The organism is Dongia soli (assembly GCF_034044715.1).
In the GTDB taxonomy this organism is placed as follows: domain Bacteria; phylum Pseudomonadota; class Alphaproteobacteria; order Dongiales; family Dongiaceae; genus Dongia_B; species Dongia_B soli.
The window spans coordinates 1-20,892 of the sequence record NZ_JAXCLW010000010.1; the positions used below are offsets into that span (position 1 = coordinate 1).

Consider the following 20,892-nt stretch of genomic DNA (forward strand, 5'->3'; position numbering starts at 1 on the left):
TCGGCCGTGAAAACCCTCAGCGCCGATGGTACTCCGTCTCAAGACGTGGGAGAGTAGGTCGCCGCCAGGTCTTCGAAACCAGCAAGGGCACATCCATCAGCAATACAAACACCACACCAAGGCGCCATCACGGCGCCTTTCGTGCTTAAAGAACAACCAACGCTGAGGACGAGCTCGATCTTGAGCAGCCCGCCCCAGCGCAGAGCGTAAGCTCGGAGCGCTCGCATAGAGCGACCGGGCACTACACTCAGACCACACAGATAACGCGGGGTGGAGCAGCCCGGTAGCTCGTCAGGCTCATAACCTGAAGGTCGTCAGTTCAAATCTGGCCCCCGCAACCACCGACAGTGACAAGCCCTGGTCTCCATGCCAGGGCTTGTTTGCTTTTGCAGCCGACAGTGCCAGGAGCCCCGCCAGGGCGCCTTCCAGCTCAATTCTCAAGTCAGTCCCCTCTGGGGTGAGCACGATCTGCTCGATCAGGCTCTGGATCGCCGTGATTGCGCCGTCGCGCAGCTGCGGATCCGCCAGCAGTTCCTCCAGGCGCTCGACCTCGGACCGGTGAGCCGCCTCCCAGTCGGGCGGCAGGTCGAATTGCGGGACTTCTTCCATGATCTCCTCCAACTTTGCTTCAAGTGTGGTTTTCTCGGCCTCCAAAGCCGCCAGGCTCGCCTTCAGGGTGGCGACGGCGGCCCCTTCGGCAATCGCCGCAACCAGGTTGCCGATCTTCTTCTGGGTCTTGGCGAGGTCGCGGCGAACCCTCTCTCGGTCACCGCATTGGGCTTTGCTGGCCGCCGCAAGTTCAGTCTCGAGCTCGGCCCGGAACTGTGACAGGTAGTCAGCATCGATCAGGCCGTGCTTGATGCCCTGAAGGACGCGCGCCTCGAGATCGCTCCGTTTGATCTTTTGCTCGTTGCGGCAGGTCCCGGCGGACCTGGCCCGGGTGCAGCCGTAATGCTGCTTGTCGACGACGATGAAATCGTGACCGCAGCTCCCGCAGCGCAGCTTGCCGGAGAGAACGAACCGGGCGCGCCTGGCCCCGTTCAGGCGATTGCCCGAGGTGGCTGCCAGGCGGGTGCGTTTCTGATCGATCTCCTGCTGCCGCGCCTTCACCCGCACCCACAGGGCATCATCGATGATGCGCAGATGCTCGGTCTCAGCGACGTACCATTGCGCCGGCGGGTTGGGCCGGGCTTGCCGCTTGCCGGTTTGCGGGTCCTTCACGTAGGAGCAACGGTTCCATTCCAGACGTCCGATGTAGAGGGCGTTGTTGAGAATCCCAGTGCCGCGCGCGACTTGGCCGCGGATGGTCGTGTTGAGCCAGACCTCGCCGCGCGGGCCGGGGATGCCTTCGACATTCAGCTCCCGGGCGATCGCTTCCGGCGTCCTGCCATCGGCATAGGCCTCGAAGATCCGGCGGGTGACGTTAGCTTCCTCGGGAATGATCTCGCGCTCGCCGCGCTCCAGCGTCTTGCCGACGAGTTTGCCGGGCAGGGCCTGGTAGCCGTAGGCGATCCCAGAGGGGATCTTTCCTTCCTTGGCGCGGCCGATCTGGCCGAGCTTCGTCTTGCTGCCGATGTCGCGCAGCTGCTGCTGCGACATCATGCCGAAAATAGCGATATGCAGCGGCGTGATTTGCCCCATCTCTGGGGTATGAAGTTCAACACCCCGATAGTCCAACGTATCGTATATATCGGCAAGATCCGCGAGCCGCCGGCCAAGGCGATCGATGGCATGGACGACGACAACGGCGAATCGCTTGGATCGCGCCTCTGACATGAGCTGTTGAATCCCCGGACGGTTCGCGACGCTGGCGCCGCTGATCGCCGGGTCATCGTGGCGAGCAACGACATGCCATCCTTTGCGAGCTGCGTAGTCTTGGCAGGCGTCGGTCTGGTCTTTGATGGAGGCCTCGCGCTGAAGTGAGGTTGAATAGCGCGCGTAAATGGCGACCTTGAGGGTCATAAACGGATTTTCCTTTTTACCAGTTGATTGCCGGCCAGCCTGGCTAAAGCCTGTCGGGCGAGCAGCCGGGTCAGTTGTGACAGGGCCTCCGTCACGGCGGCTGATGCTTCCGCACCAAAGACCGAACTTGTTCCGTCGGTTCCCGTGGGAATCGGAACAGACGCGTCCGTTGTCCCGTCATCGGACGTGACACTTGGCTCAGCGTTATCGGCGGTCTTTTGTCTCTTCATGACGAAGAGATTCGGTCGCCGCGGCGGCAATGACCAAAATCGGCGTGAGATTCTTAGAAAAGCGCTATCGGTGGATATCCATCTGACGCTTGGATACCCGACGGCTTTATCGCTCTCAGTGAGGCGTCTTGCTCAAAGGCGAGACCAGGTCTCGGATCGCCGGCACGCTATAGCTGATTCCCGTCGGTGTTCCGATGATTTGCAGCAGGCCTCGATCGCATAACTTCGCCAGGGGAACGAGAAGAGAGTCCGGCGTCCCGTGCCGTCGCACGTTGTTGACCAGGACGCCACTGAGCAGGTCCATCGCGATCCGTGGCGCCGGCTCATCCTCTATACCTTCCATGATGAGCGCAGCGGTGAGCTCCAGGCGCTTGGCGACCATGACGCCCAGCATCTCGTGGCCGAGTTCAATGGCAAGCTCGCAAGCTTGCAAGATGAAGCTGATGAAGGCATCGATCTCACGGTTCTCGAGGGCGCGGCGCAACAGGCATTGATAACGATCATAGTGCCTTTCGATAAGGACCTCCCAGGGCAATGCCGGCCATCCAGCGCGTCGCAACCTCGCACCGAACAGCATGCGGGCGGTGCGTCCATTTGCCTCCGCGAAGGGCAGGATCTCCATGAATTTAACCAAAGAGAGGGCCGCATGGATCAACGGATGTATATCCGTCCATCGATCTTCATCAAAATCATCGACATAGCCTGCGATCGCGCCTTCAATCGCTGCGGGCGGTACTTTGAACGGGCTGAAAGGCCGTTGAGACGGATAAGGGAAAAGATCATCGTCGAGACGCCAGCTCCGGTCCCAGTTTGGGCCGAGATAGAGGACGCGCGCGTCGCTATTGACGCGGCGGAGATTGGCCACTTCGTCGAAGATCCGTGTTTGCACAAAGGGCACATCATGTGGATCAAATCTGTCATACAGACGGATCGTTGTGTCTGCGATACCGTCTGCGAGGATGAGATTGTGAATGAGATCGCCGTGACGCGTCTCGCCAATCAGGGCCGCCACCAAATCGCTCGCGTAACCTGGCTTGATGATCAGCCGTCTGGCGTAGCGGGCATGACACGATAGCCTGACGATGGGTTCTTCCAGCTGAGTGGGATAGAGTGCCGCCGCATATCCCTCAATTTTCGTGTCGATCGCCTCGAGGCGATGCCGGAGAGTATTGTTCAATATCATCGCTTTGCCCCGTATCCGGCGGTGGCGTGGCGACATATCTATCGGGACCGGCAGAGATGGCCGCGACATTGGCGGCGCGGATTGAGCCGTGCCAAGCTTCTTCAGAAACGCCATCCGACTATGAGCGGAAAGCGCCGCGCAGTCACTGACGGAGGCTTTTAGAATATCGAGAAACGCCAGCACCTTTTCCTCCGGCAGGGGACGTGGCCAAAAGCAAGGGACGGTGCCAGCAGGAAAGAATGCTAAGGCGGCTGAATCGGAGGTCTCGAAGGGAAGCGCCACATCGCTGAAATGCGCATTATCGGCGCGGAGCATGATCGCATCCGTGTCGCGATAGTAAATGGCTTCGAGGAACAGGCCGCGATGATATATGGGAGGCTGTAGATCCGAGAGTATATCGCGGATCGCGTTGAACAATGAATATGGCAGAAAGAGGGCTTGTGTGGCCATTTGTTATGTCCGTGGAAAAGCTGGGTGGCCGCTGTCGCTCGGCTGAACGGCCGGGTGTCTGAAGCCACTTACCGAGATGCCGAACGGGGCGGGGGCGAAAGCGATGGTGGTCGGTTACCGGGGTGACACGATGGCCGTGCAGCCACCGATCGCGGGGGGCACGACAACCAGCGCCAAATAATTTCGCCTCGTGGGTACAGCCATCGTGATCATCCCGCCCTCGACATCAGCGGGACGACGCTCGAAGTTCCCAAACAGAAATCGGCGGTTCATCTCAGCTTGAGCTTTCGCGATATCTACTTCCAGATCAGCTTTGATGACGTCCAGCCAGGCCTGCTGCTCGGCTTCCTCGAGCGACCAGGTCACTCGGGCACGATCGAGGTCCTGCAGAATCTTGCTCAAGGTCGGCGGCAGGCCGGATCCGAAAGCGCCGGGTAGGTAAAGGGCGGTTTCGTTGGTGAAGGCCGCATAGCCGACGATGTCATTGACCGGCCAAATCGAACATTGGACGCTCAGACCGCCAGGTGTGAAGACATAGGTGCGGTGTAACAGTTCCTCGGAATCCAGCATCGATTATCTCCAGCGCTTCTCGCGGGCCCACCTTCCTGGTTGAGCTCCTGCTCCGGCCGGGTATGCTTCCCGCCGCCGCCCGCATCCCAACGGGGCGGTGGCGGGAACTATTGGCTTTGTTGATTTTGCGTTGACGGGATACGCGGCGTCTAAATCGCGTATCGGGGCAAAGGTCTGTCCAGGCAACTGCCCAACCGTTCCAGCAAATACCTTAGATCTCGGCTCCTCCGTCGCCCTTCTTCGACGTGCAGCATTGATTAGAGGTTTAACCGGCACGCCCCATGCCAGTGGTTGATTTGGTGTTACGCCGCGCTGCGGCCCCGGTCTCGTCAAGCTTGCCGCTCGCCTGCGCTAACTGATGGGCGCGCTGAACCTTAAAAACACTTAGCGGTAGGCTGGAAGACTTAAAGCGTCCTCAGCAGGGACGCCTTCTCGAAATCGGTTTCTCGAGCAACTTGTGGCCGCTTGCCAAAGAAGTCGTCCGGATAGAACGTAAGCCGTTGGAAGAAGCGAAGATAGATCGCGGTAACGTGGCTTTGCGGGAAGCTTGAAGAAGTGCTCTGCCGCCACAGGTCCGGCATGCGCCCTTTTTTGCGCAAGCCCTAAGGTCGCTCCTGATGGCTTCCACGAATATGACGATCGGTTTCACTCATTAACGCGTCCTTGATTCGAACCGAGGTAGACCGCTGCCGTCTGGCTCCGCGGAAAAACATTCAAGGATCGGCTGACTATCTTCGGTAAATAATTGGCCCGGAGAAAAATTTGAATCTGCGGTCCGAATCTCAAATACGGAACAATATTGAACAGGAAAGAGCGCGTGTAAGCGCGAAAAGAAAATCACCGAATTGAGTCGATTTAGCTTGGTTTCCCGAATTTCGCGGCTAAATCCAACAGTACAGAAGATCTCCCGGCTTATAGACAGCGCGCGAGCAGATGAATTGGATCTTGAATCAACTTGTATGGAGAATACTCATGAACATGCTTTTAAACATCAACAGTTCGATGACCGAGGTTTTGTCTAGCGCATACGCTCTGCGGGGCAACTTTGGTGAAATCAAAGCCATTGGTCAAGTGTCTGCGCAAGCTATCCTGACGAAGTTCGAGCCGTGCCTGCCAAGCAAATTTACGGAATTCGATAAGGCAGGGCGCGGAGATGCGCTTCGCTGGGATCTATACGGCTACTGCGATCTTGAAGAGGTAGCAGTCATTCAAGTGCGGCACACATTCAAGCGCTACCGGCGCGGATACACGAATCAGCACAAAGACTATGTCTTGTGCGGCTCCAATGAAGTAACCAAGGCGCCGTTCCGTCACCCCGTCGCTTCGGCGGTTGTACGAGCAGCTGTGAATAAGGCCCCGGAAAGTCCTACCGCATCGGTCCGGGCCGCGCAGAGATGGTTATGGCAGGTCACAGATCAGCAGCTCTCACAGAGCGTCCGTCAGGGCGACGTTCTTGTAGTGCCGCACAAAGGAAAACCTGGGGGAGTGCGTTTTGATGGGCAAACATATCTTATTGGAGAAAGTCACGAGATCCATGCCGAGCAGATCATCATTGCGGCAGACTTGCGCGTGTTCGCTTGGTCGCCATTGCTTATTCATAAGAAAGGGCAACATGCCCCGGTTAAGATGGACAAAGAGGGTTGGTACGCTGTCCGCTTGGCGCAGACAGCAGTGAGCTGGGATTGGTCGCAAAGGCTCGGAGACTGAGGCAAAGCGCCAAGGCGCCGAGTGAAGAGACGGTTTCATCTTCCGCCGAATGGGCGGCCAAGAATACGAAGAGACAACTCGATACCCCGCCGAGCAGGCGGCCAAGAGTACGACGAGACTTCTCCATGTTCCGCCGAATAGGCGGCCAAGAATACGAAGAGACAACTCAATACCCCGCCAAGCAGGGGCCAAGAGTCCGACGAGACTTCTCCATGTTCCGCCGAATAGGCGGCCAAGAATATGAAGAGACCACTCGATGTCCCGCCAAGTAGGTGGCCAAGAGTGCAAAGAGATTTCTCCGTGTTCCGCCGAGTGAGTGGGCTGATTTTCGCCCAATAAACAGCTTAGCAGGCAAAAATCGTATTTAGCACCGTCCCTTTGGAGACGTGACTAGTGAAGCGGATGGACTTCTCCCTCGGGGAACGTCGACGCGTCTCCTGTCGGAAGAACAAGGTTCATCCTGTTCTTCAACACGGGCAAAACCACAGAGCATAGCTGCCCCCGTCGCATCCATGCCAGATGGCATGAGTCGAGAGAGCGATGCCGCCTGTTCCAAGGAAGTATAGCGGAGGGCGAGATGATAGAAGTTGAAACCCACATAGACAGCTCCGCCCTTGGCGGCGGATTCGACCGCTTAGGGGCTGGTGAAGCTTATCCGCTCGTAACCTGGCAAATTTCCGCTACTTCTCCAATGGGGTGGAGCTTCGATCGTTGACCAATACTCAGTGATTTGCTGTATGAGGCCAGAGGTGCTGAATAGTGATGTTGCAAAGAAGTTGTGCGGTGGGTGATCAACGCGAATCACTGTATGTACTCGGCCATCCAGAAGATGATTACATTCGATCAGGCGAATCGACCAGCCTTCTGGATAAATGGAATTAACGTGAATGATGCTATCGGCCCCTAGGAAGCGCTCGCCGGTGCACGGCCACGACATTATTGCATCGTCACTTAAGCAGCTTCTGGCTCCTTTCCAATTTCGCTCCCTAAAAGCCTTCCAGAATGCCTCAATCAATTCATCGGTTTCATGCGGTGGCTCCTTCATATCTTTCTCTGGGAAAAACCGTAAAGGGATATCCTCATAGTTCCAGTGGCTTGTAACCATCAACATAGCGCAAAGACTATTTCGTTGGGGCGGCCGTTTGTCGGCGACACAGTGCTTGCTTATTCTAATGCGCATACGTCGCCAGTCCAGAGCCCTATTTAAATCTCAATTTCCTCGCTTGGGACCTCTTTATTCGGTGCCGGAACAATCATGGGTTTGATCGGCACGCTGCGTGTCGGCGGCTGACTTAGCATTAGATCGCTCTGTCGCGCAGCCGGCTTCGGCACTTGCTGCGTTGACTGAGGTGCGGGTTTAAGGGGCTGAGGTTGCCTTGCTTTCTCGAATTCATGCAATTCGGCCGCAGCCCGCCGTATATGGTGATCAACGTAGACGTGGATTTCGCGGAGCGCGGCATCGTCAATAAATATCGCTTCGGGCCGGTTTCCCGATTCATTTGCATTCTTCCTATTCAGGTCTGCAGTGTTTTCCCGGGTGGCCAAATGAGATGGCGCTGTCTTGTCCAACTGAGGTGCGAGCGTGTCGCTCGCCGCGTTTTGCGGATCCAGCGTTCTAGTCGGGGCGGCTGACTTAACCGCGTTGCGTTTGGTTGCAATACCCATGACATCCCACCCGACCAGATCGCCGGCTTTGTCCTTTCGGTGTAGATGGAAACGGCTGTTGGTTTCCCGCGGAATCGGGTTAAACGCTCTAAGCGCGTGAAACTCCTTTCGGCTGCGGTGCGGGCGCAGCTTTCCGTTAGCGTCCCACTTCTTCAGTAATTGCGCTATGCGGGCATAGTATGTCGCGACGACGATGTCCGCGAAGACACTGGATTTGGCTTTAACCCGTTTCGCAGACCGGCCGAGTTGCCCCATAACAGCGGAAAGGACCCGGTGGTCCAGTCGGCGTAGTCGTCGTTGCATGTTCATCCAGGCATGCGTTTCAACATCCTCGATGTCAATGACGATGGGCCGGATGTCGATTTCACCTTTCTGGGGTACCAAAGCGGGGTCGGCGCTCCGCTTCAGACCATCGTAAGCTGGCAGCGAGTGGCGCAAGCAATTGACGTCCGGTTGCCCGTTCCATGGATGAAAACCTCGGTCGAAGGCGATCATTGTCGCTCGAGAGAGATGAACATGTAGTGGATGGGCTTCGTTGGTTTTTTTGGCGGCCTGTTTGAGCATTTGGAATTCCGCCGCGAAGCGATCAGGCGGGACGCGCCGCCAATGGGTTTCGAGCGCGTCGGCTGCATCGGCCGATGCGGCGTCGATTTTACGAGGAACGGGCAAGCCATCAAAAATAGCAAATGGGATTTTAGGGAATTTGATCGATGCTTCCTCTTGCGTCAGGTGGACCAAGGAGGCGTCGGCGTCGTCCACCCGCGACATTTGCCGTCCGAGTACACCAAGATTTGCGGCAAGATCGCGCGGCACGAAGAGGTCGAAAGCCGTCTTATGGCGTGTCATGGCTACGTAGCTCGCGCGGGCAGACCAGGGGAGAATGCTGTCATAAACCGCATAAGCTCGAGGGAGGGTCTTCCCCTGGCCACGATAAATGGTCCCGGCATAGCCCAAGCCCCATCCGTCGAATGCTGCTGGATCGAAGGCGACAGTTGCGCCGCCATCCAGTTTAACCGAAATCTCGTCTTCAGCGATGCCAACAACATTGCCGATATGCCCGTTCATGATGCCGAGGCTTTTGTCCGTGGCATGAAACTGAACCCGGTCACCCAGATGCAACTTGATGCGGCCCCGGATGCAGGTGAAGATGCCGCACTCTCCGTCGGAGCCGAACCGCGCCTCTTGCAGCCGATCGTTCAATTTGTTCGCAGCATCGTTTGTCGCACAGTAGACAAATCGAAAGACCTCGGGGTTCTCCTTGAAATCGCTCGACCAGCGGTTGATGAGCGACTCCATGGCGCCTCCAAGGTCGGGTGCCCAGTGCACCTTTCCATGGGCATCATATGCCTCCAGTGCCTCGGCGGGACGCCCCTCTGCCAGCGACAGGCTTGCCGCCTTTGCCCAATCCGCTTCCTGGCGGCGAATATCCCTGAGCTCGGCAGCGCCCAGCTCATTCTTGAGAATACGGAACATGCCGCCGCGCGAGACCGAGGCCAACTGAGCTTCGTCACCGACCAGGATGACTTTCGCACCGGCTCTTTCCGCGGACCGCAGCAGCCATTCGGTCATCTCAGAATCGACCATTCCGGCCTCGTCGACGATCATGCAGGTTTTCCGGTTCCAGGCCTGATCTGGATATTTGGCGCTTTCCTGTCTGTATCGTTCTGAATGCAATGTCGCGGCACGAGAGAACCCGTCAGCGCCCAAAGCGGCGGCCACGGTGTTCGTCGGCGCAAGGCCAATGCAGTGAAATCCCGCTGCTTCATGGGCTTCCCGGATCGCTTTGACGGTGTAAGATTTGCCAGCACCGGCAACGCCGCGAATGAGATGAATGCCGGCATTACCCGTTGCATGGGATAACGCTGCGAGCTGTTCTGGCGAGAGATTCATCTGTTCGCCCAGCCTTGTCGTTGCGGCTTTCATCGTCGCCAGCTGCTTCTTCGTAAGTCGCCGCTTCTCGAGCTGCTTCGCCGATTCCAAGATCGCCTTTTCCTGTCGGCGGATCGCGCGGGTCGTGTAAAGCCCGGTCGGCTCTCCGGTGGCTTGATCGTAAAGCGGGATTGTCTCGGCACTTCTAAAAATGCGCCGGATGATGCCGCTGGCTTCCTCACCAACGATGTCGTGTCGCCGCAAAATCCCAAATAAAGCACGGCGACTGAAGGTCGCCCGGTTCTTTGTCGCTTCGGCGACGACATTGGTTGGTTCGGACATTTTTGCCCGAGCTTCCGCTGTCGCTTTTTTATCCAAAGCAGCCTTGTTGCTATCCGGCACATAACGCGCTTTACCCCAATGCTCGCCGGAGATCGACCGAGATGGATCGACAGTGAGGTCGATCCCGTGGCTCAGGAAATAGGCGTCCTGGAATGCGCGCCACCGGCCGGGAAGGTCTTCCCCTTGCATATAAGCGCCCTTCTTGCCGGTCTTGCTTCGAAAGAGCGGGTCCAGATGACGAGCCTTTTTGCGAAAACTGTCGCCGACGATCACGCGGGTAGTGACAAGAAGGTGTGCATGGTAATTGCCAAAGTCTGGATCGTCTGGCCTGTGAATCGCAATCATGACGCCGACGCCGGGGTAGTTTTCTGTTACCCATTCGCGTGTCATGTCTTCCCGTTCTTCGCCCGATAATTCCTTCGGTAGCGCGAGGATGACGTGCTTCGCAAATGCCGCCCTCTTCTTGAACCGAGAGATTTTTGTCTTCGGATCAACCGTCGTTTCCGCGATTTCCGCTTCCGTCCATAGCGTCAGTGGATTTGAGAGTTTGGGATCCGCGCCCTCAGGCAGGATGACGATTGGCGGCCCCACCAGGTCAGTGCTTTTATGCGCATGACGATGCCATTTGTTGGTCAAAGCATTGTGCCAATTTTCCCGGCACAGGTAAGCGCCGAGCCCGACGGGGCTGTCTCCGTTGGTTTCCGATAGGATCGAGACCCTGATAAAATCGATCGCCATGCGGCGTTTCTCCAGCACGGAACTTTGTTCTCGGTCACGCTGAAGTCAGATAGTTGTGGCGCGGCAATTTGCCAGAAATCGACAATGCCAGCGGTTTGCGCTCAGCAAACTGCATATTGCGCTTCCAAGTCACCTCCCGGTGCGTTGTCAGAGACCCCGCTCCGCGCGGTCGGCAAATATGCCGAAATATCGAGCCAATACAGATAGCCGGAAAATGGCTCCAGCAGACCGGGCGAGGGCGCCCGGGAAGTTTGGCGAATCTTTCTTTGGCCCCCACGTGGCAGACACCGCTCCCGGCAACTATCTCGAAATCCGAACGGAAACTGCGTGAGGTAAAAGACGGGATTATGGCGAAACTGACCGGAATTGTGCGCCAGATTGAGAAGATCAAGCTGCTCGAAGCTGAGATCACGACCCTCGAGGAAAAGAACGGCTGGCGGATGGGCTCTCTTCAGCGTGAAATCTTGCAGAGATCGCTGAGGGCCAACCGGGAACATGCCAAAGCATCGAGTTTGGCGAGGAAAACGCGGACACAAAAGCTTCTGCGGTTGGGGATTCTTATCGAGCATTCCGGCCTCTCAAACATGCAGTACCGCGTGCTGGAAGGTGCGTTAGTCAGCGCGAGGGAATGCCAATGCAATCTCAAGCAAATGGAAGCATGGCGTGTTCGAGGAGCAAAAATCTTGGAGGAGATGGGCGTGTCTGGCGCGGGTACCGGGCCTGCCAACAAAGCGCGGAACCGGCGCTGGATTACCGCAGGTGCAGTATTTGAGAGAGCTGGGATGATGGATTGGGACGTTGCCATTCTTGCTTCCATCTTGAAGGTAATAGATCAAAGCCGCGATAATGTAGCAGCCCGCAAGCGTTGGATTTCTGCGTTACCGGTGGAGGTCAGGCTCGATGAAACCGCGCCATTGTGCCTAGTGTTTTCCAAACCTATCGGTGATGACCTCAGTCGAGAGCTACAATTGCTCGGCCTTAGCTTCGATCGTAAGAACAAGGTTTGGTCGGGGACGGCCGATTCATGGGATATCAGCGTACTGACGGATCGCTGCTGGTTTCGTGTCGTGGGCAGTCTGCGGACGGATGCACAGAAGGCGTGGATGGACATCAGTTCATTGGCGCCGGCCATTGGCTGAAGATCGCCATCAGAGGGCATGCATCTTCAGGAAGTGGGGATGACTGTCCTGATTACAAAGCTGACGGTTTCGGAAATATTTTAATAAATCGACGGCGACAATCCGCTTTGAGGGCCGCGAGTTAGAAGTGCGGACAAATTTTCAAAAGTATCGGCGCGCTAATGCGGTCAGGCGATGCTCAATAGGCATTTAAGAAAATCCAAGGGGACTGCCAGACAACTCCACCAGCGATCAGCTTCTTCTGTGCGGCCCGGAAAGCGTCCCGCATGGCCTCGTGACCATCCAGCCCCTCAAGGTAGTAGCCATTTTGAAACCGGCGGCCGGCGGACAGCTTCCGGTCGACAGAGTTCAGTTCCGCTTCATTGCAAGCCGCTTGGTAGCTTTGCGCGATCGTTGCAATCTGTCTTTCGATCAGCGTGGTAGCTTCCGCTTCCTTCAGGTGATAGTCCGGCGCGGCTGCGAGGCGGGTGCCGGCGTGCTCGCGCGGGCATCGCTTTGCCTGTGTCGCTTCGTTGCTCTGGCTGCCCTTGGGCCTTCGTGAACTGCTCGCGCGCCTTGCGCGGCCCGGTCACGAGCGTGCTCGCTTCTTACACGCTCGGAAACTGCTCGGCGGGGAGGCGCGCTCTAGGAACGCGCGGATGCTGGCCGAGCGACGAGGCAACCACGGTTCTCTGCGTGGCGTTTTCCCTATTCCGCAATCGCCTGCGATTGACCAATCGTTAAGCTGTGGGCGCATAAGCCCGGCTTAGTGGGGCTCGTCTGGACTGCCTGAGGTACCCGTTGCGCTGGACACCATGCGATCGCTTGAGGCGAAAGCACCATTTGAAGCCACAGTCATGCTGACGGAATGAAAAGGGGCAGCGAGATGAGGCTTGAAGAATACCTAAGAAGGCAGATTCGCAACGATTTCGCTGGGGAGACCCTTGCCGGCTATCTCAAGAACAGCCATCGAGGGACTCCTCTTTTCGCCGGCGATGAAATCGTTCTCAACGCCGTCCGCGAAGGCACCTTGTCGGGCCATGTGCTGTACTCATGGTTGACGTTTTACAAAACGACAAAGAATATGCCAGCCGTTGATGGCACCCGGATCGTGAAGAATTTTCTAAAGAACTATCGATCTTGGCGAGCTGAGATGGAGCGCGGCTCTTTCGCGCCGGAGGAATTGGTCCTCAGCGTATATGAGTCGTGCCGTAAGGCGGGGCGAAGCAACTATTTCGTCCTGGCAACTAAGGCGGCGTGGTTGATCGCCTCCGATCGAGTATCAATTTACGACAGCTTGGTCGAAGGCGCTTTGCATGCATTCGCAAGCGAGAAGCTCATAAAAAAAGCGCCCGTCGTCAACAGAGATAAGAATTGCCTGGGTGGAGATGAGGCAGTTGAAGCTACCATGGTGGAATATTCGAACTTCCTACGCCTGACAACGCGGATTGCAAGAAACCTCAAGGGCGACCTTGACGCCTATGTGATCGAAAATGCGAAGCAGATACCGGTGCCATTGCACAAAAATCATTTGAGAATTGTCGACGAGCTCCTTTGGGGTATTGGTCAGTCATCCTGACTGGAACGCGAAACCGAGGGCCTAAGCGGGGCCAATCGCTTTGCCCAGGTTGATCTGAGAAGTATTGACCGCAACTCGCCAGTGCCCGTCTCTGCAACAAATCGTTGGAACATTGCAAATGCCGCATGATGCGCTTCGATTGGAGCCAGCGCAGTGAACGACCAAGGATCGGACTTGCGATTGCCTCTGTAGTCTTAGTTCTCTTGTCAATTCACGAGGTCGGGCATTGGATTTTGGCTGTCGTGCTCAAAATTCGAGTCCGGCGTATCATAATTGGTCGCTGCATGTGCAGGAGAAAAGAGTGGCTTCGCCTTTGTGGGATCCCCATTTACATCGGTTTTCCGCCGTTTGGTGGTCGCGTCGATGTTTTCGGCGAGATGCGAGCTTGCAGCTCGATACATCCGGATAAACGCGGGCTTGCTGTTCATTGTAAGCGGTCCTACCAACAATTGATGGTGGCAAGCGGAGGAATTCTAGTCAACGCGTTGATTGGGGCGGGATTGCTCACGTGGGCTCTCATCGCTGCGAAATCGGATGCCGCCCGGTCCGACAGTGGCGGCCAGCTGAAAGCTTATGTTTCTAACATCGGAAGCTCGCTTCAGCTCTTAGCCGCCTATTTGCTCGAAGAGGTATTGTGCCTTCCCATCAAGTTGGAGCACGAGAGTGTCATCCAGATAACCTACAGGCTGGCCGTCGCTTGGAACAAGATGAGCTGGAGGTCCATGCCGTGGCTGGCGGCGTACTGGACCTTTGTTCAATTGCTCTCCAACTTGGTGCCGATCAGCCTCAATGACGGCTGGCACATATGGAGGAACCTGAGACAACTCCTTGGCGAACCGCAATTGACGGATGATAAATGGATCAAGGCGCGCTCAGCGGCGAAGTCGGCAAAGGCGAAGTGCGCGATCTTGGTCGCAGCTTTTTTTTCACATGCTGTGATAGGTGGCATTTTTCTATTCGTGGTACTACCAGATCCACATTGATGCTTATGGCGCCTACCACTTTATCGCGAGTGGCGTCAATCGGGCAGGACCCGGTAGCCTCCGGACCGCCGGCGCGATGCTAGGGTATTGGTTTTGCCGGATCCCGCGCCGGCGATCACCCGAGGCGGATCGCCGATATGCCCGATCGATGCCGTGCTCGAAGGCGAGGCGCTCGCGTTCGTTGAGCTTGCCAAGATAGACGGGCAACGGAAACACGGACGGTCGCGGTGTCTCCAGGACGCCGACGATGTCCCCTATGGCCATTGCGGGATCACCAGATTCCGTGCTGCCCACGCCGCCATTCACAGCGGAAGATAAGACGGTCGTGGCCAACAACATTTATGCGCATGTGTGGCAGCGGGCCATGCGGACGGCTTTGCGGGGCCACCCATTTAAGAGGCGTCGAAATCTCATCTTCTTCTTACGCTGGGTCTAGACTGATTGTTCTTCCGACAAATTTATTCAGGGTCGGTCTCGTTCAGGAGGTAGATTGTGTAAGGCGAAATATACCACTACCCAACCGTGCATCTCTTCGCTAGTCTCACCCTGAATGAATTTAAATGCTGGCACCGGTCGTGATGAACCGTGTGCTAGTCCGGGGGAGAGAACGTGTACATCAGCAGAATTGTCATAAGAAACTTTCGTTCCTTCGATCAGCTAGACTTGTCCATTTGTCGTGGCACCACATGCGTGATTGGAGAGAACAACACCGGCAAGTCGAATTTTCTGCACGCTATCCGGCTATGTATAGACGCGGAGCTTTCGTCCGCCTTTCGCTCACTGGCACCGAACGACATTCATTCGGCTGTTGATATTGCACATCCTAATCAGGTTCTGATCGCCCTGGAGATCAGCGATTTTGCTGGGAAGGTTAATGAGGAGGCGCTGGTCGGTGCATGGCAACACAAGCCAGGCGTGGCAAGGTTGATCTATCGTTATCGACCCAAGCTGGGTGTCCGGGAGGACCTTGAAAGCGAAGAGATTGAGCCGGGAGCTTTGACGCGGGATGACTATCAGTGGGAAATCACCGGGGGTGGCGATCCGGCACATGATCCGGCTGAAATCGAATGGGATGAGGATGTCGGTTCATCGATCCGCTTCAGCGATCTTCAGTCCTTTCAAGTCGTATACCTGCAGGCTCTTCGCGACGTAGAAAGCGATCTGCGCCAGCACAGGAGCTCCCCGCTCGCACGGCTGATAGCAGCCATGGAAATTGATACCGTTGAGCAGGATAAACTCGTCGAAATCCTTCAAAAGGCCAACGAAGCGATAGCCAAAGCGCCAACGATTAAGGAAATCGCCGAAGCCATTGATGAGTCCTTCAAGACCGTCACGGGACCGGCATTCGCCATGGACGTCGAGCTCGGATTGGCCGAGCCATCCTTTCAGGCAATCGTCCGTGCGTTACGCATTCTGCTTACAAACTTGGCGATGACGAAATTTGAGCCGTCCTCCAATGGACTGGGCCTTAACAACATTCTGTATGTGTCCATCCTAATCGAGTATTTCTTCAAACGCTTGGCTCAGCAGAAATCAGCAGGCCAGATCATCCTCTTCGAGGAGCCAGAGGCGCACTTGCATCCTCAGCTGCAGCTCACCCTGTACAAGGCGCTCTGTGGTCTTCCGTTCCAAAGCATCCTCACTACGCACAGCACGCATATTACTGCCAACGCCCCCCTTAAGTCCTACGTTGTGCTAACGCAAGTTGGAGAAGCCGGAGTTGCCTCCAGTGTTCCGGCTGAAGGGGCGGAGCTGGAAGACGGAGAGATTGACGATCTGGAGCGCTACCTTGATGCAACGAAGTCCAATTTGCTTTTCGCACGAAGGGTAATGCTTGTAGAAGGACCTGCGGAGCTGTTTCTCATCCCTGCGCTACTCAAGGAGGTCTCCGACATTGATCTGGAGCGGGAAGGCATATCGGTAATCCCCATCTACGGGGTGCACTTCGATGTCTACGCGAAGCTCTTCTCTGACAAAGCGCTTCCGAAGCGTTGCGCCATTGTTTGCGATGGCGACCTCAAGCCCAGTGATGCCAATGAGGACGTGGAAGGCGAAGACGATCTCCCGGAGATACCCGATCTAAAGGATCTAGAGGGTGATCATGTAAAGGTTTTTGCCTGCGAAACGACGTTTGAACGCGCAGTGACGGCAGAAGGTACCCTCGAAATGTTCGCTAGTGCGGCCGATGACATCGGCGCGCCAAGAGTCGCAAAGCGCCTGAGGCAGGGCCTCGCAATTCTTGAAGATGAAGACACCGACGACGATGATCGCAAGGCAACTCTTACGGAGATGCGTGAGCTAGTACTGAATACAGCCAAAAGATTTGGCAAGGCCAGGTTCGCGCAGCTTGCAGCGCGTCACGTCAGCGATGCGACTGAACTTCCGAAGTACATTACGGATGCGGCAGAATGGCTGGCTGAAGCATGATGCTAACCGACGAGCAAAAGGACGCTGTACGATGCGATGAGGACCTCATGCTGACCGCGTGTCCCGGCAGTGGCAAGACGCGTGTCATCATCTCAAAGCTTGCCCGTGTGGTCGATGAGATACGAGGAACGCCGCGCGCCATTGCGTGTATCACCTACACGAATGCGGCAGTGCAGGAGATTGAATCGCGCTTACGGCATCACATTCAGCCCGGAGACGACACGCTTTTCGATATCTGCACTATCCACTCCTTTTGCCTTAATCATATTTTCCGACCGTTCTGCCATCTCATCAAAGGGTACGAGAAAGGCTTCAAGGTCCTTACTCCAGAGAGTGAAGAGTTTGAAAAGCATGTAACTGCGGTCTGGGCGCAGCATGGGCGCTACAATCTGACGTTCCGAGAATTTGAGGAATTCACCCAGCTTCGGGTTGGACTTAGCGGTGAGCCGGTCGGAATCGAACATGGCGCGATTACACCGGATGTCGCAAAGGACTACTGGAAGCGCATCCGGGAGGATGGCTTCATCGATTTTGCGAACATCATCTATTACTCACTCATTCTGCTTCAGAAGCGGCCGGAAATCCTGAATTCGATCACGGCGAAGTTTGCGTGGATTCTGGTGGACGAGTTCCAGGATACGACGGACCTGCAGGTAGAGATTCTAACGTTGATCGCTGCAGCGAAGCGGACACGGTTTCTTTTGGTCGGCGATCCTTATCAGTCCATCTTTGGCTTCGCAGGCGCGAGGCCGGACCTAGCTGACGAGTTCGCGACGCGCATCTCCGCGCGAACAGACAAGCAGTTGTCGGGAAATTTTCGGTCAAGTACGTCAATTCTGGCGCATGCTAACCTTCTTTATGCCCGGACGCCGGCGATGGTGGCGCTCGGCCAGTACAAGGATGTCGCTCAGCAGCCAGTCTGGCGGCATGGATCTTCGCCGTTTCAGGTCATCACGGACCACTTTCTCCCGGCTCTTGATGGTCTCGGCATCCCGGTAGGCGAGGCCGCAATATTGGCCCCCACTTGGTTGTCTCTCTTCCCACTTGGACGGCGCCTGCGAGAGTATGGTGTTAGCATTGTAGGCCCCGGCGCCCGACCTTACCGGCGAAATCGCCAGTTCGCGCCTCTAGCTGAGCAGATTTGCGGTTATCTTATGGAGCCGCGTCCCGACGCTATTGCCGGCATAGAGCGCACTCTGTTCAACACCTTGCTCGATATTACGGGCCGTGCCTCTTTCGATCTCTTCTCTTATCGCGGGCGCGTCATAGTTTTTCGGCTGCTGGAGGTCGCGCGGAAACTGCACGCTAAGCATACGGGTGCCATTGCCTGGCTGGAAGCCACTAGTGCGGAGTTTGCTGATCTTCTGATCACTGAAGAGTATCTCGCCCCGTCGGAACGCGACATATTTAGGATGTCGGTGGAGGAGATGAAGAGCGACATGCGCAATAACAATGTCGATCTCGCGAATCTCACGACCGAAGAGCTGGGCGTCTACGCCAATCCAAAAGCGGCGCTCAAGCTGGTCAATCTACATACTTCCAAAGGCCGTGAATGGCGGGCCGTCGCAATGATCGACCTGCACGAAGGCCGTATCCCGCATTACATGTCGCGAACTGCAGAGGATTATGAAGCTGCAAAGCGTTTGTTTTATGTAGGCATTACGAGAGCCGAGCAGTTCCTAATGTACATTACAGATATCACGCATCGTCGTAATGAGCCTACGCGATTTCTCCGCAAGGGCTCTGGAGTTGGCGTGTGCTGATGTGATCACGAAGCGTTTGTGCGATCTAGCGATGACCGATTTTGACGGTAAGTGAATATAGGGCAGGGGCGGTATGCGAATATCGACCAGAGAGGTGATGAAGCCGTTCTTCAGCTTTGCGGCACGAGTGCCATTCAACATTGCACCTGAACGCGGTACCGAACTCGCCGCTGAAATATTTGGTTCGGGCAGATGGCAGCTCGTTCCGAGTGAGATGGCAGCAAATTTCTATGCCGTGCCATCCGACAAGGCTATTTACCTCTCCTACGCCGGACTCGCGAGCCTGTGGTGCATCGCGTACGCGGCCTTCAATGTCGCTGATGTCGCTTCACGGCTTCAACGCGCGCCAAAAAGCTCCGGGCAAACCGAAATCAATATCGCTCAGGAATATGCGTTGCGAAAGATCCCGGCACACATTGCCTACAGCAAAGCACTCGTTCGGCAGGATCAGGACTGGCCAGACGATCTTCCTCAGCCTCAAGCGTCCTCGGACTTGGATACACCAGAAGGCCGCGTGAACAACGCCTTCTATGGCGCGCTAAGCTGGATTCTCCTTCACGAAATAGCACATGTTTTTCACGGCGGTGAAAAGCTTCTTCCTGCAAGCCTGCTTGTGCGTCAGGAGTACCGCGCTGACGATTTCGCCACCCGCTGGATTCTGGATAATGCTGGACACGGACTCTATCGCGAGTTCCGTGTGCTTGTGGTCGTAATTTCTCTGACCTGGCTGTTTGTGCACGAGCAAACAGTCGGTGTAGGCACTGACCATCCTCCCGCAATCCTGCGCTTCCGCGAAGCATCAACCCTATTCCAGACCGGCGACCGAAGCGTGGGGCTTGAGAATGCTGCTTACGTTCTGAAAGCCTTGCTGGACCCCTTTACACCGGCTCCGCCGCACGATACCGCAAAAGATGCATTTCAATGGATTAGCGGGAGATTGGAAGACATTTTCAAGGTGCCATGAGCAACTGACGCGGCTACGTAACCTGCGCATGGCTGCCCCAAACGTTACAGAGATCTAAGCTCAGCCATTTTGCTCGTGCACATTTCGCGCTGAATGCCACTGTGCCAGACCAAGATGATAACACGTATGCCGCAGCGCCCCTGTCCGGGTAAGTGCGCCCTTGGCGACCAGCTCCTGTAGGTCCCTCCTGGCCGTTGTCCGTGATGCGCTCGTGATGGTGATGTGGTCGTCGGCGCTCATGCCGCCCTCGAAGCCGTCGAGGCCTTCGTGGAACATGCGGGCGATCGCCTTTTCCTGGTGCGCGTTGAGCAGGCCCTTCATCTTTTCGTAGAGCTTCGCCTTGGCGAGATAGAACTCGACGCGCTTCATCGTCGTGTCCTGCGCTTCGAGGATCGTGTTCTCGAAATAGAGTTGCCAGTCCGTGATTTCCTGGTTCTTGTTGTTGAGTTCAAGCGCCGGGTAGTAGTCCCTTCGCTTGTGCTGGATCGTGTAGGTAAGCGCGATGGGCGTCGGTTGACCGGATCCGCCTGCCTGCACGGAGCGGCACTTCGGCGGAGGCAGGCCGCACCGAAACCAACGAGCAGACGGGCGAAGACACCGAGCGGGAAATTCCGTTCCTCAAGGGCTACACCGTCTTCAATGTGGAGCAGGTCGAAGGACTGCCGGAGCATTTTCCGAAAGCCGGAGCCGCGCCTTGATCGTATAAAGCGCATTGAGAGGGCGGAAACGTTCTTTGCCGCTCTGGGCGCCGATATCCGCCATGGGGAATATCAGGCCTATTATATGCTCACGCTCGACTTTGTGCAGATACCGCTGTTTGAGATTTTTCGCGATGCCGAGGCCTATTATGCGACCCTGCTCATCAGAGCGTGCACTGGACGCGCCACGGCAAGCGCCTTGACCGGGATTTCGGGTGCAAGCGCTTGGGGGATGAAGGCTACGCCATGGAAGAGCTTGTTGCCGAGCTGGGCGCCGCCTTCATGTGTTCGTCGATCGACCTAGCGCCGGAGGTGAGGGACGGTCACGCCGCCGCTCATGCGCAGCGCGTCGCCGACTACCTTGCGGGCCGCCAGCAGTTGCTGATGCAGGTGGCAGCATGAACGGGCGATATGCCTACATTTGTGCGGTATCCGGCAGGCCTCGAGCCGTGAAAGGCAGATTAAACTGGCTGCAGGCCCGCGAATTGAACTTGCTGCCCATCAATCTACTAAGCTGCATCGTATTTGCCGTTACTTTGTTTCACCGGCCGTCTGCGAATTTGGACACGCAACTAAAGTTAGGTGCTTGATACTAGGCTCAACGGGACTCACCAGGAATTAGCCCTTCCTTGACTTTTGCCGCG

At 56.3% G+C, this 20,892-nt stretch carries 13 protein-coding genes, 1 tRNA gene and 2 pseudogenes; 10 read left to right on the top strand and 6 right to left on the bottom strand.

Annotated features, from left to right (window positions below; genetic code table 11):
• The first annotated feature begins 264 nt into the window (after window positions 1–264).
• Together SMD27_RS21410 and SMD27_RS21415 are read left to right on the top strand one after the other, a co-directional pair.
• A tRNA-Met gene (locus SMD27_RS21410) sits at window positions 265–341 on the top strand.
• A 25-nt stretch (window positions 342–366) separates the two neighbouring features.
• On the top strand, window positions 367–828 hold the full coding sequence (locus tag SMD27_RS21415) for a hypothetical protein (protein WP_320510488.1): 462 nt from the start codon (window positions 367–369) through the stop codon (window positions 826–828).
• 90 nt (window positions 829–918) lie between these two features.
• On the opposite strand, the pseudogene SMD27_RS24275 reads toward SMD27_RS21415, so the two are convergent.
• The 3 genes and pseudogenes from SMD27_RS24275 to SMD27_RS21430 form a co-directional block, all read right to left on the bottom strand.
• Window positions 919–1,962: pseudogene (locus SMD27_RS24275) on the bottom strand (recombinase family protein); the annotation flags it as partial.
• Window positions 1,963–2,307: 345 nt separating this feature from the next.
• The gene (locus SMD27_RS21425) at window positions 2,308–3,825 is read right to left on the bottom strand and encodes a Fic family protein (RefSeq protein ID WP_320510490.1); all 1,518 of its coding nucleotides are present in this window, start codon (window positions 3,823–3,825) and stop codon (window positions 2,308–2,310) included.
• Between the two features lie 114 nt (window positions 3,826–3,939).
• Complete coding sequence (locus SMD27_RS21430) at window positions 3,940–4,395, bottom strand: hypothetical protein (protein WP_320510491.1); 456 nt, start codon at window positions 4,393–4,395, stop codon at window positions 3,940–3,942.
• Window positions 4,396–5,367: 972 nt separating this feature from the next.
• On the opposite strand from SMD27_RS21430, the gene SMD27_RS21435 reads away from it, so the two are divergent.
• Window positions 5,368–6,102 carry a hypothetical protein gene (locus tag SMD27_RS21435; protein WP_320510492.1) on the top strand — a complete coding sequence of 245 codons (735 nt, stop codon included), beginning with the start codon at window positions 5,368–5,370 and terminating at the stop codon, window positions 6,100–6,102.
• A 634-nt stretch (window positions 6,103–6,736) separates the two neighbouring features.
• On the opposite strand, the gene SMD27_RS21440 is transcribed toward SMD27_RS21435, so the two are convergent.
• Window positions 6,737–7,147 carry a nuclear transport factor 2 family protein gene (locus SMD27_RS21440; RefSeq protein ID WP_320510493.1) on the bottom strand — a complete coding sequence of 137 codons (411 nt, stop codon included), beginning with the start codon at window positions 7,145–7,147 and terminating at the stop codon, window positions 6,737–6,739.
• A gap of 158 nt (window positions 7,148–7,305) precedes the next feature.
• On the bottom strand, window positions 7,306–10,716 hold the full coding sequence (locus SMD27_RS21445; RefSeq protein WP_320510494.1) for an AAA family ATPase: 3,411 nt from the start codon (window positions 10,714–10,716) through the stop codon (window positions 7,306–7,308).
• 347 nt (window positions 10,717–11,063) lie between these two features.
• Between SMD27_RS21445 and SMD27_RS21450 the strand changes: the two genes are divergently transcribed.
• The 6 genes from SMD27_RS21450 (at window position 11,064) to SMD27_RS21475 (ending at window position 19,550) form a co-directional block, all read left to right on the top strand.
• Window positions 11,064–11,855 (top strand): conjugal transfer protein TraD, encoded by a 792-nt coding sequence (locus SMD27_RS21450; protein WP_320510495.1) that lies wholly within the window; start codon window positions 11,064–11,066, stop codon window positions 11,853–11,855.
• Between the two features lie 865 nt (window positions 11,856–12,720).
• The gene (locus SMD27_RS21455; RefSeq protein ID WP_320510496.1) at window positions 12,721–13,413 is read left to right on the top strand and encodes a hypothetical protein; all 693 of its coding nucleotides are present in this window, start codon (window positions 12,721–12,723) and stop codon (window positions 13,411–13,413) included.
• Window positions 13,414–13,538: 125 nt separating this feature from the next.
• Entirely contained in the window at window positions 13,539–14,396 is an 858-nt protein-coding gene (locus SMD27_RS21460) for a site-2 protease family protein (RefSeq protein ID WP_320510497.1), read from the top strand.
• A 609-nt stretch (window positions 14,397–15,005) separates the two neighbouring features.
• The gene (locus SMD27_RS21465) at window positions 15,006–16,823 is read left to right on the top strand and encodes an ATP-dependent nuclease (RefSeq protein ID WP_320510498.1); all 1,818 of its coding nucleotides are present in this window, start codon (window positions 15,006–15,008) and stop codon (window positions 16,821–16,823) included.
• Complete coding sequence (locus tag SMD27_RS21470) at window positions 16,823–18,586, top strand: ATP-dependent helicase (RefSeq protein WP_320510603.1); 1,764 nt, start codon at window positions 16,823–16,825, stop codon at window positions 18,584–18,586. The genes SMD27_RS21465 and SMD27_RS21470 overlap by 1 nt, the downstream gene beginning before the upstream one ends.
• Before the next feature lie 97 nt (window positions 18,587–18,683).
• Window positions 18,684–19,550 (top strand): phage exclusion protein Lit family protein, encoded by an 867-nt coding sequence (locus SMD27_RS21475; RefSeq protein ID WP_320510499.1) that lies wholly within the window; start codon window positions 18,684–18,686, stop codon window positions 19,548–19,550.
• A gap of 60 nt (window positions 19,551–19,610) precedes the next feature.
• Here SMD27_RS21475 and SMD27_RS21480 read toward each other — a convergent pair whose 3' ends face one another.
• On the bottom strand, window positions 19,611–20,087 hold the full coding sequence (locus tag SMD27_RS21480; RefSeq protein ID WP_320510500.1) for a DeoR family transcriptional regulator: 477 nt from the start codon (window positions 20,085–20,087) through the stop codon (window positions 19,611–19,613).
• Window positions 20,088–20,189: 102 nt separating this feature from the next.
• On the opposite strand from SMD27_RS21480, the pseudogene SMD27_RS21485 reads away from it, so the two are divergent.
• A pseudogene (locus SMD27_RS21485) lies at window positions 20,190–20,650 on the top strand (zincin-like metallopeptidase domain-containing protein).
• Window positions 20,651–20,892 lie beyond the last annotated feature (242 nt).

Bases quoted from the DNA above. Each gene is read 5' to 3' on its own strand.
- SMD27_RS21415 (WP_320510488.1), top strand. From the start codon at position 367: ATGCCAGGGCTTGTTTGCTTTTGCAGCCGACAGTGCCAGGAGCCCCGC.
- SMD27_RS21425 (WP_320510490.1), bottom strand. From the start codon at position 3,825: ATGGCCACACAAGCCCTCTTTCTGCCATATTCATTGTTCAACGCGATC.
- SMD27_RS21430 (WP_320510491.1), bottom strand. From the start codon at position 4,395: ATGCTGGATTCCGAGGAACTGTTACACCGCACCTATGTCTTCACACCT.
- SMD27_RS21435 (WP_320510492.1), top strand. From the start codon at position 5,368: ATGAACATGCTTTTAAACATCAACAGTTCGATGACCGAGGTTTTGTCT.
- SMD27_RS21440 (WP_320510493.1), bottom strand. From the start codon at position 7,147: ATGAAGGAGCCACCGCATGAAACCGATGAATTGATTGAGGCATTCTGG.
- SMD27_RS21445 (WP_320510494.1), bottom strand. From the start codon at position 10,716: ATGGCGATCGATTTTATCAGGGTCTCGATCCTATCGGAAACCAACGGA.
- SMD27_RS21450 (WP_320510495.1), top strand. From the start codon at position 11,064: ATGGCGAAACTGACCGGAATTGTGCGCCAGATTGAGAAGATCAAGCTG.
- SMD27_RS21455 (WP_320510496.1), top strand. From the start codon at position 12,721: ATGAGGCTTGAAGAATACCTAAGAAGGCAGATTCGCAACGATTTCGCT.
- SMD27_RS21460 (WP_320510497.1), top strand. From the start codon at position 13,539: ATGATGCGCTTCGATTGGAGCCAGCGCAGTGAACGACCAAGGATCGGA.
- SMD27_RS21470 (WP_320510603.1), top strand. From the start codon at position 16,823: ATGCTAACCGACGAGCAAAAGGACGCTGTACGATGCGATGAGGACCTC.
- SMD27_RS21475 (WP_320510499.1), top strand. From the start codon at position 18,684: ATGAAGCCGTTCTTCAGCTTTGCGGCACGAGTGCCATTCAACATTGCA.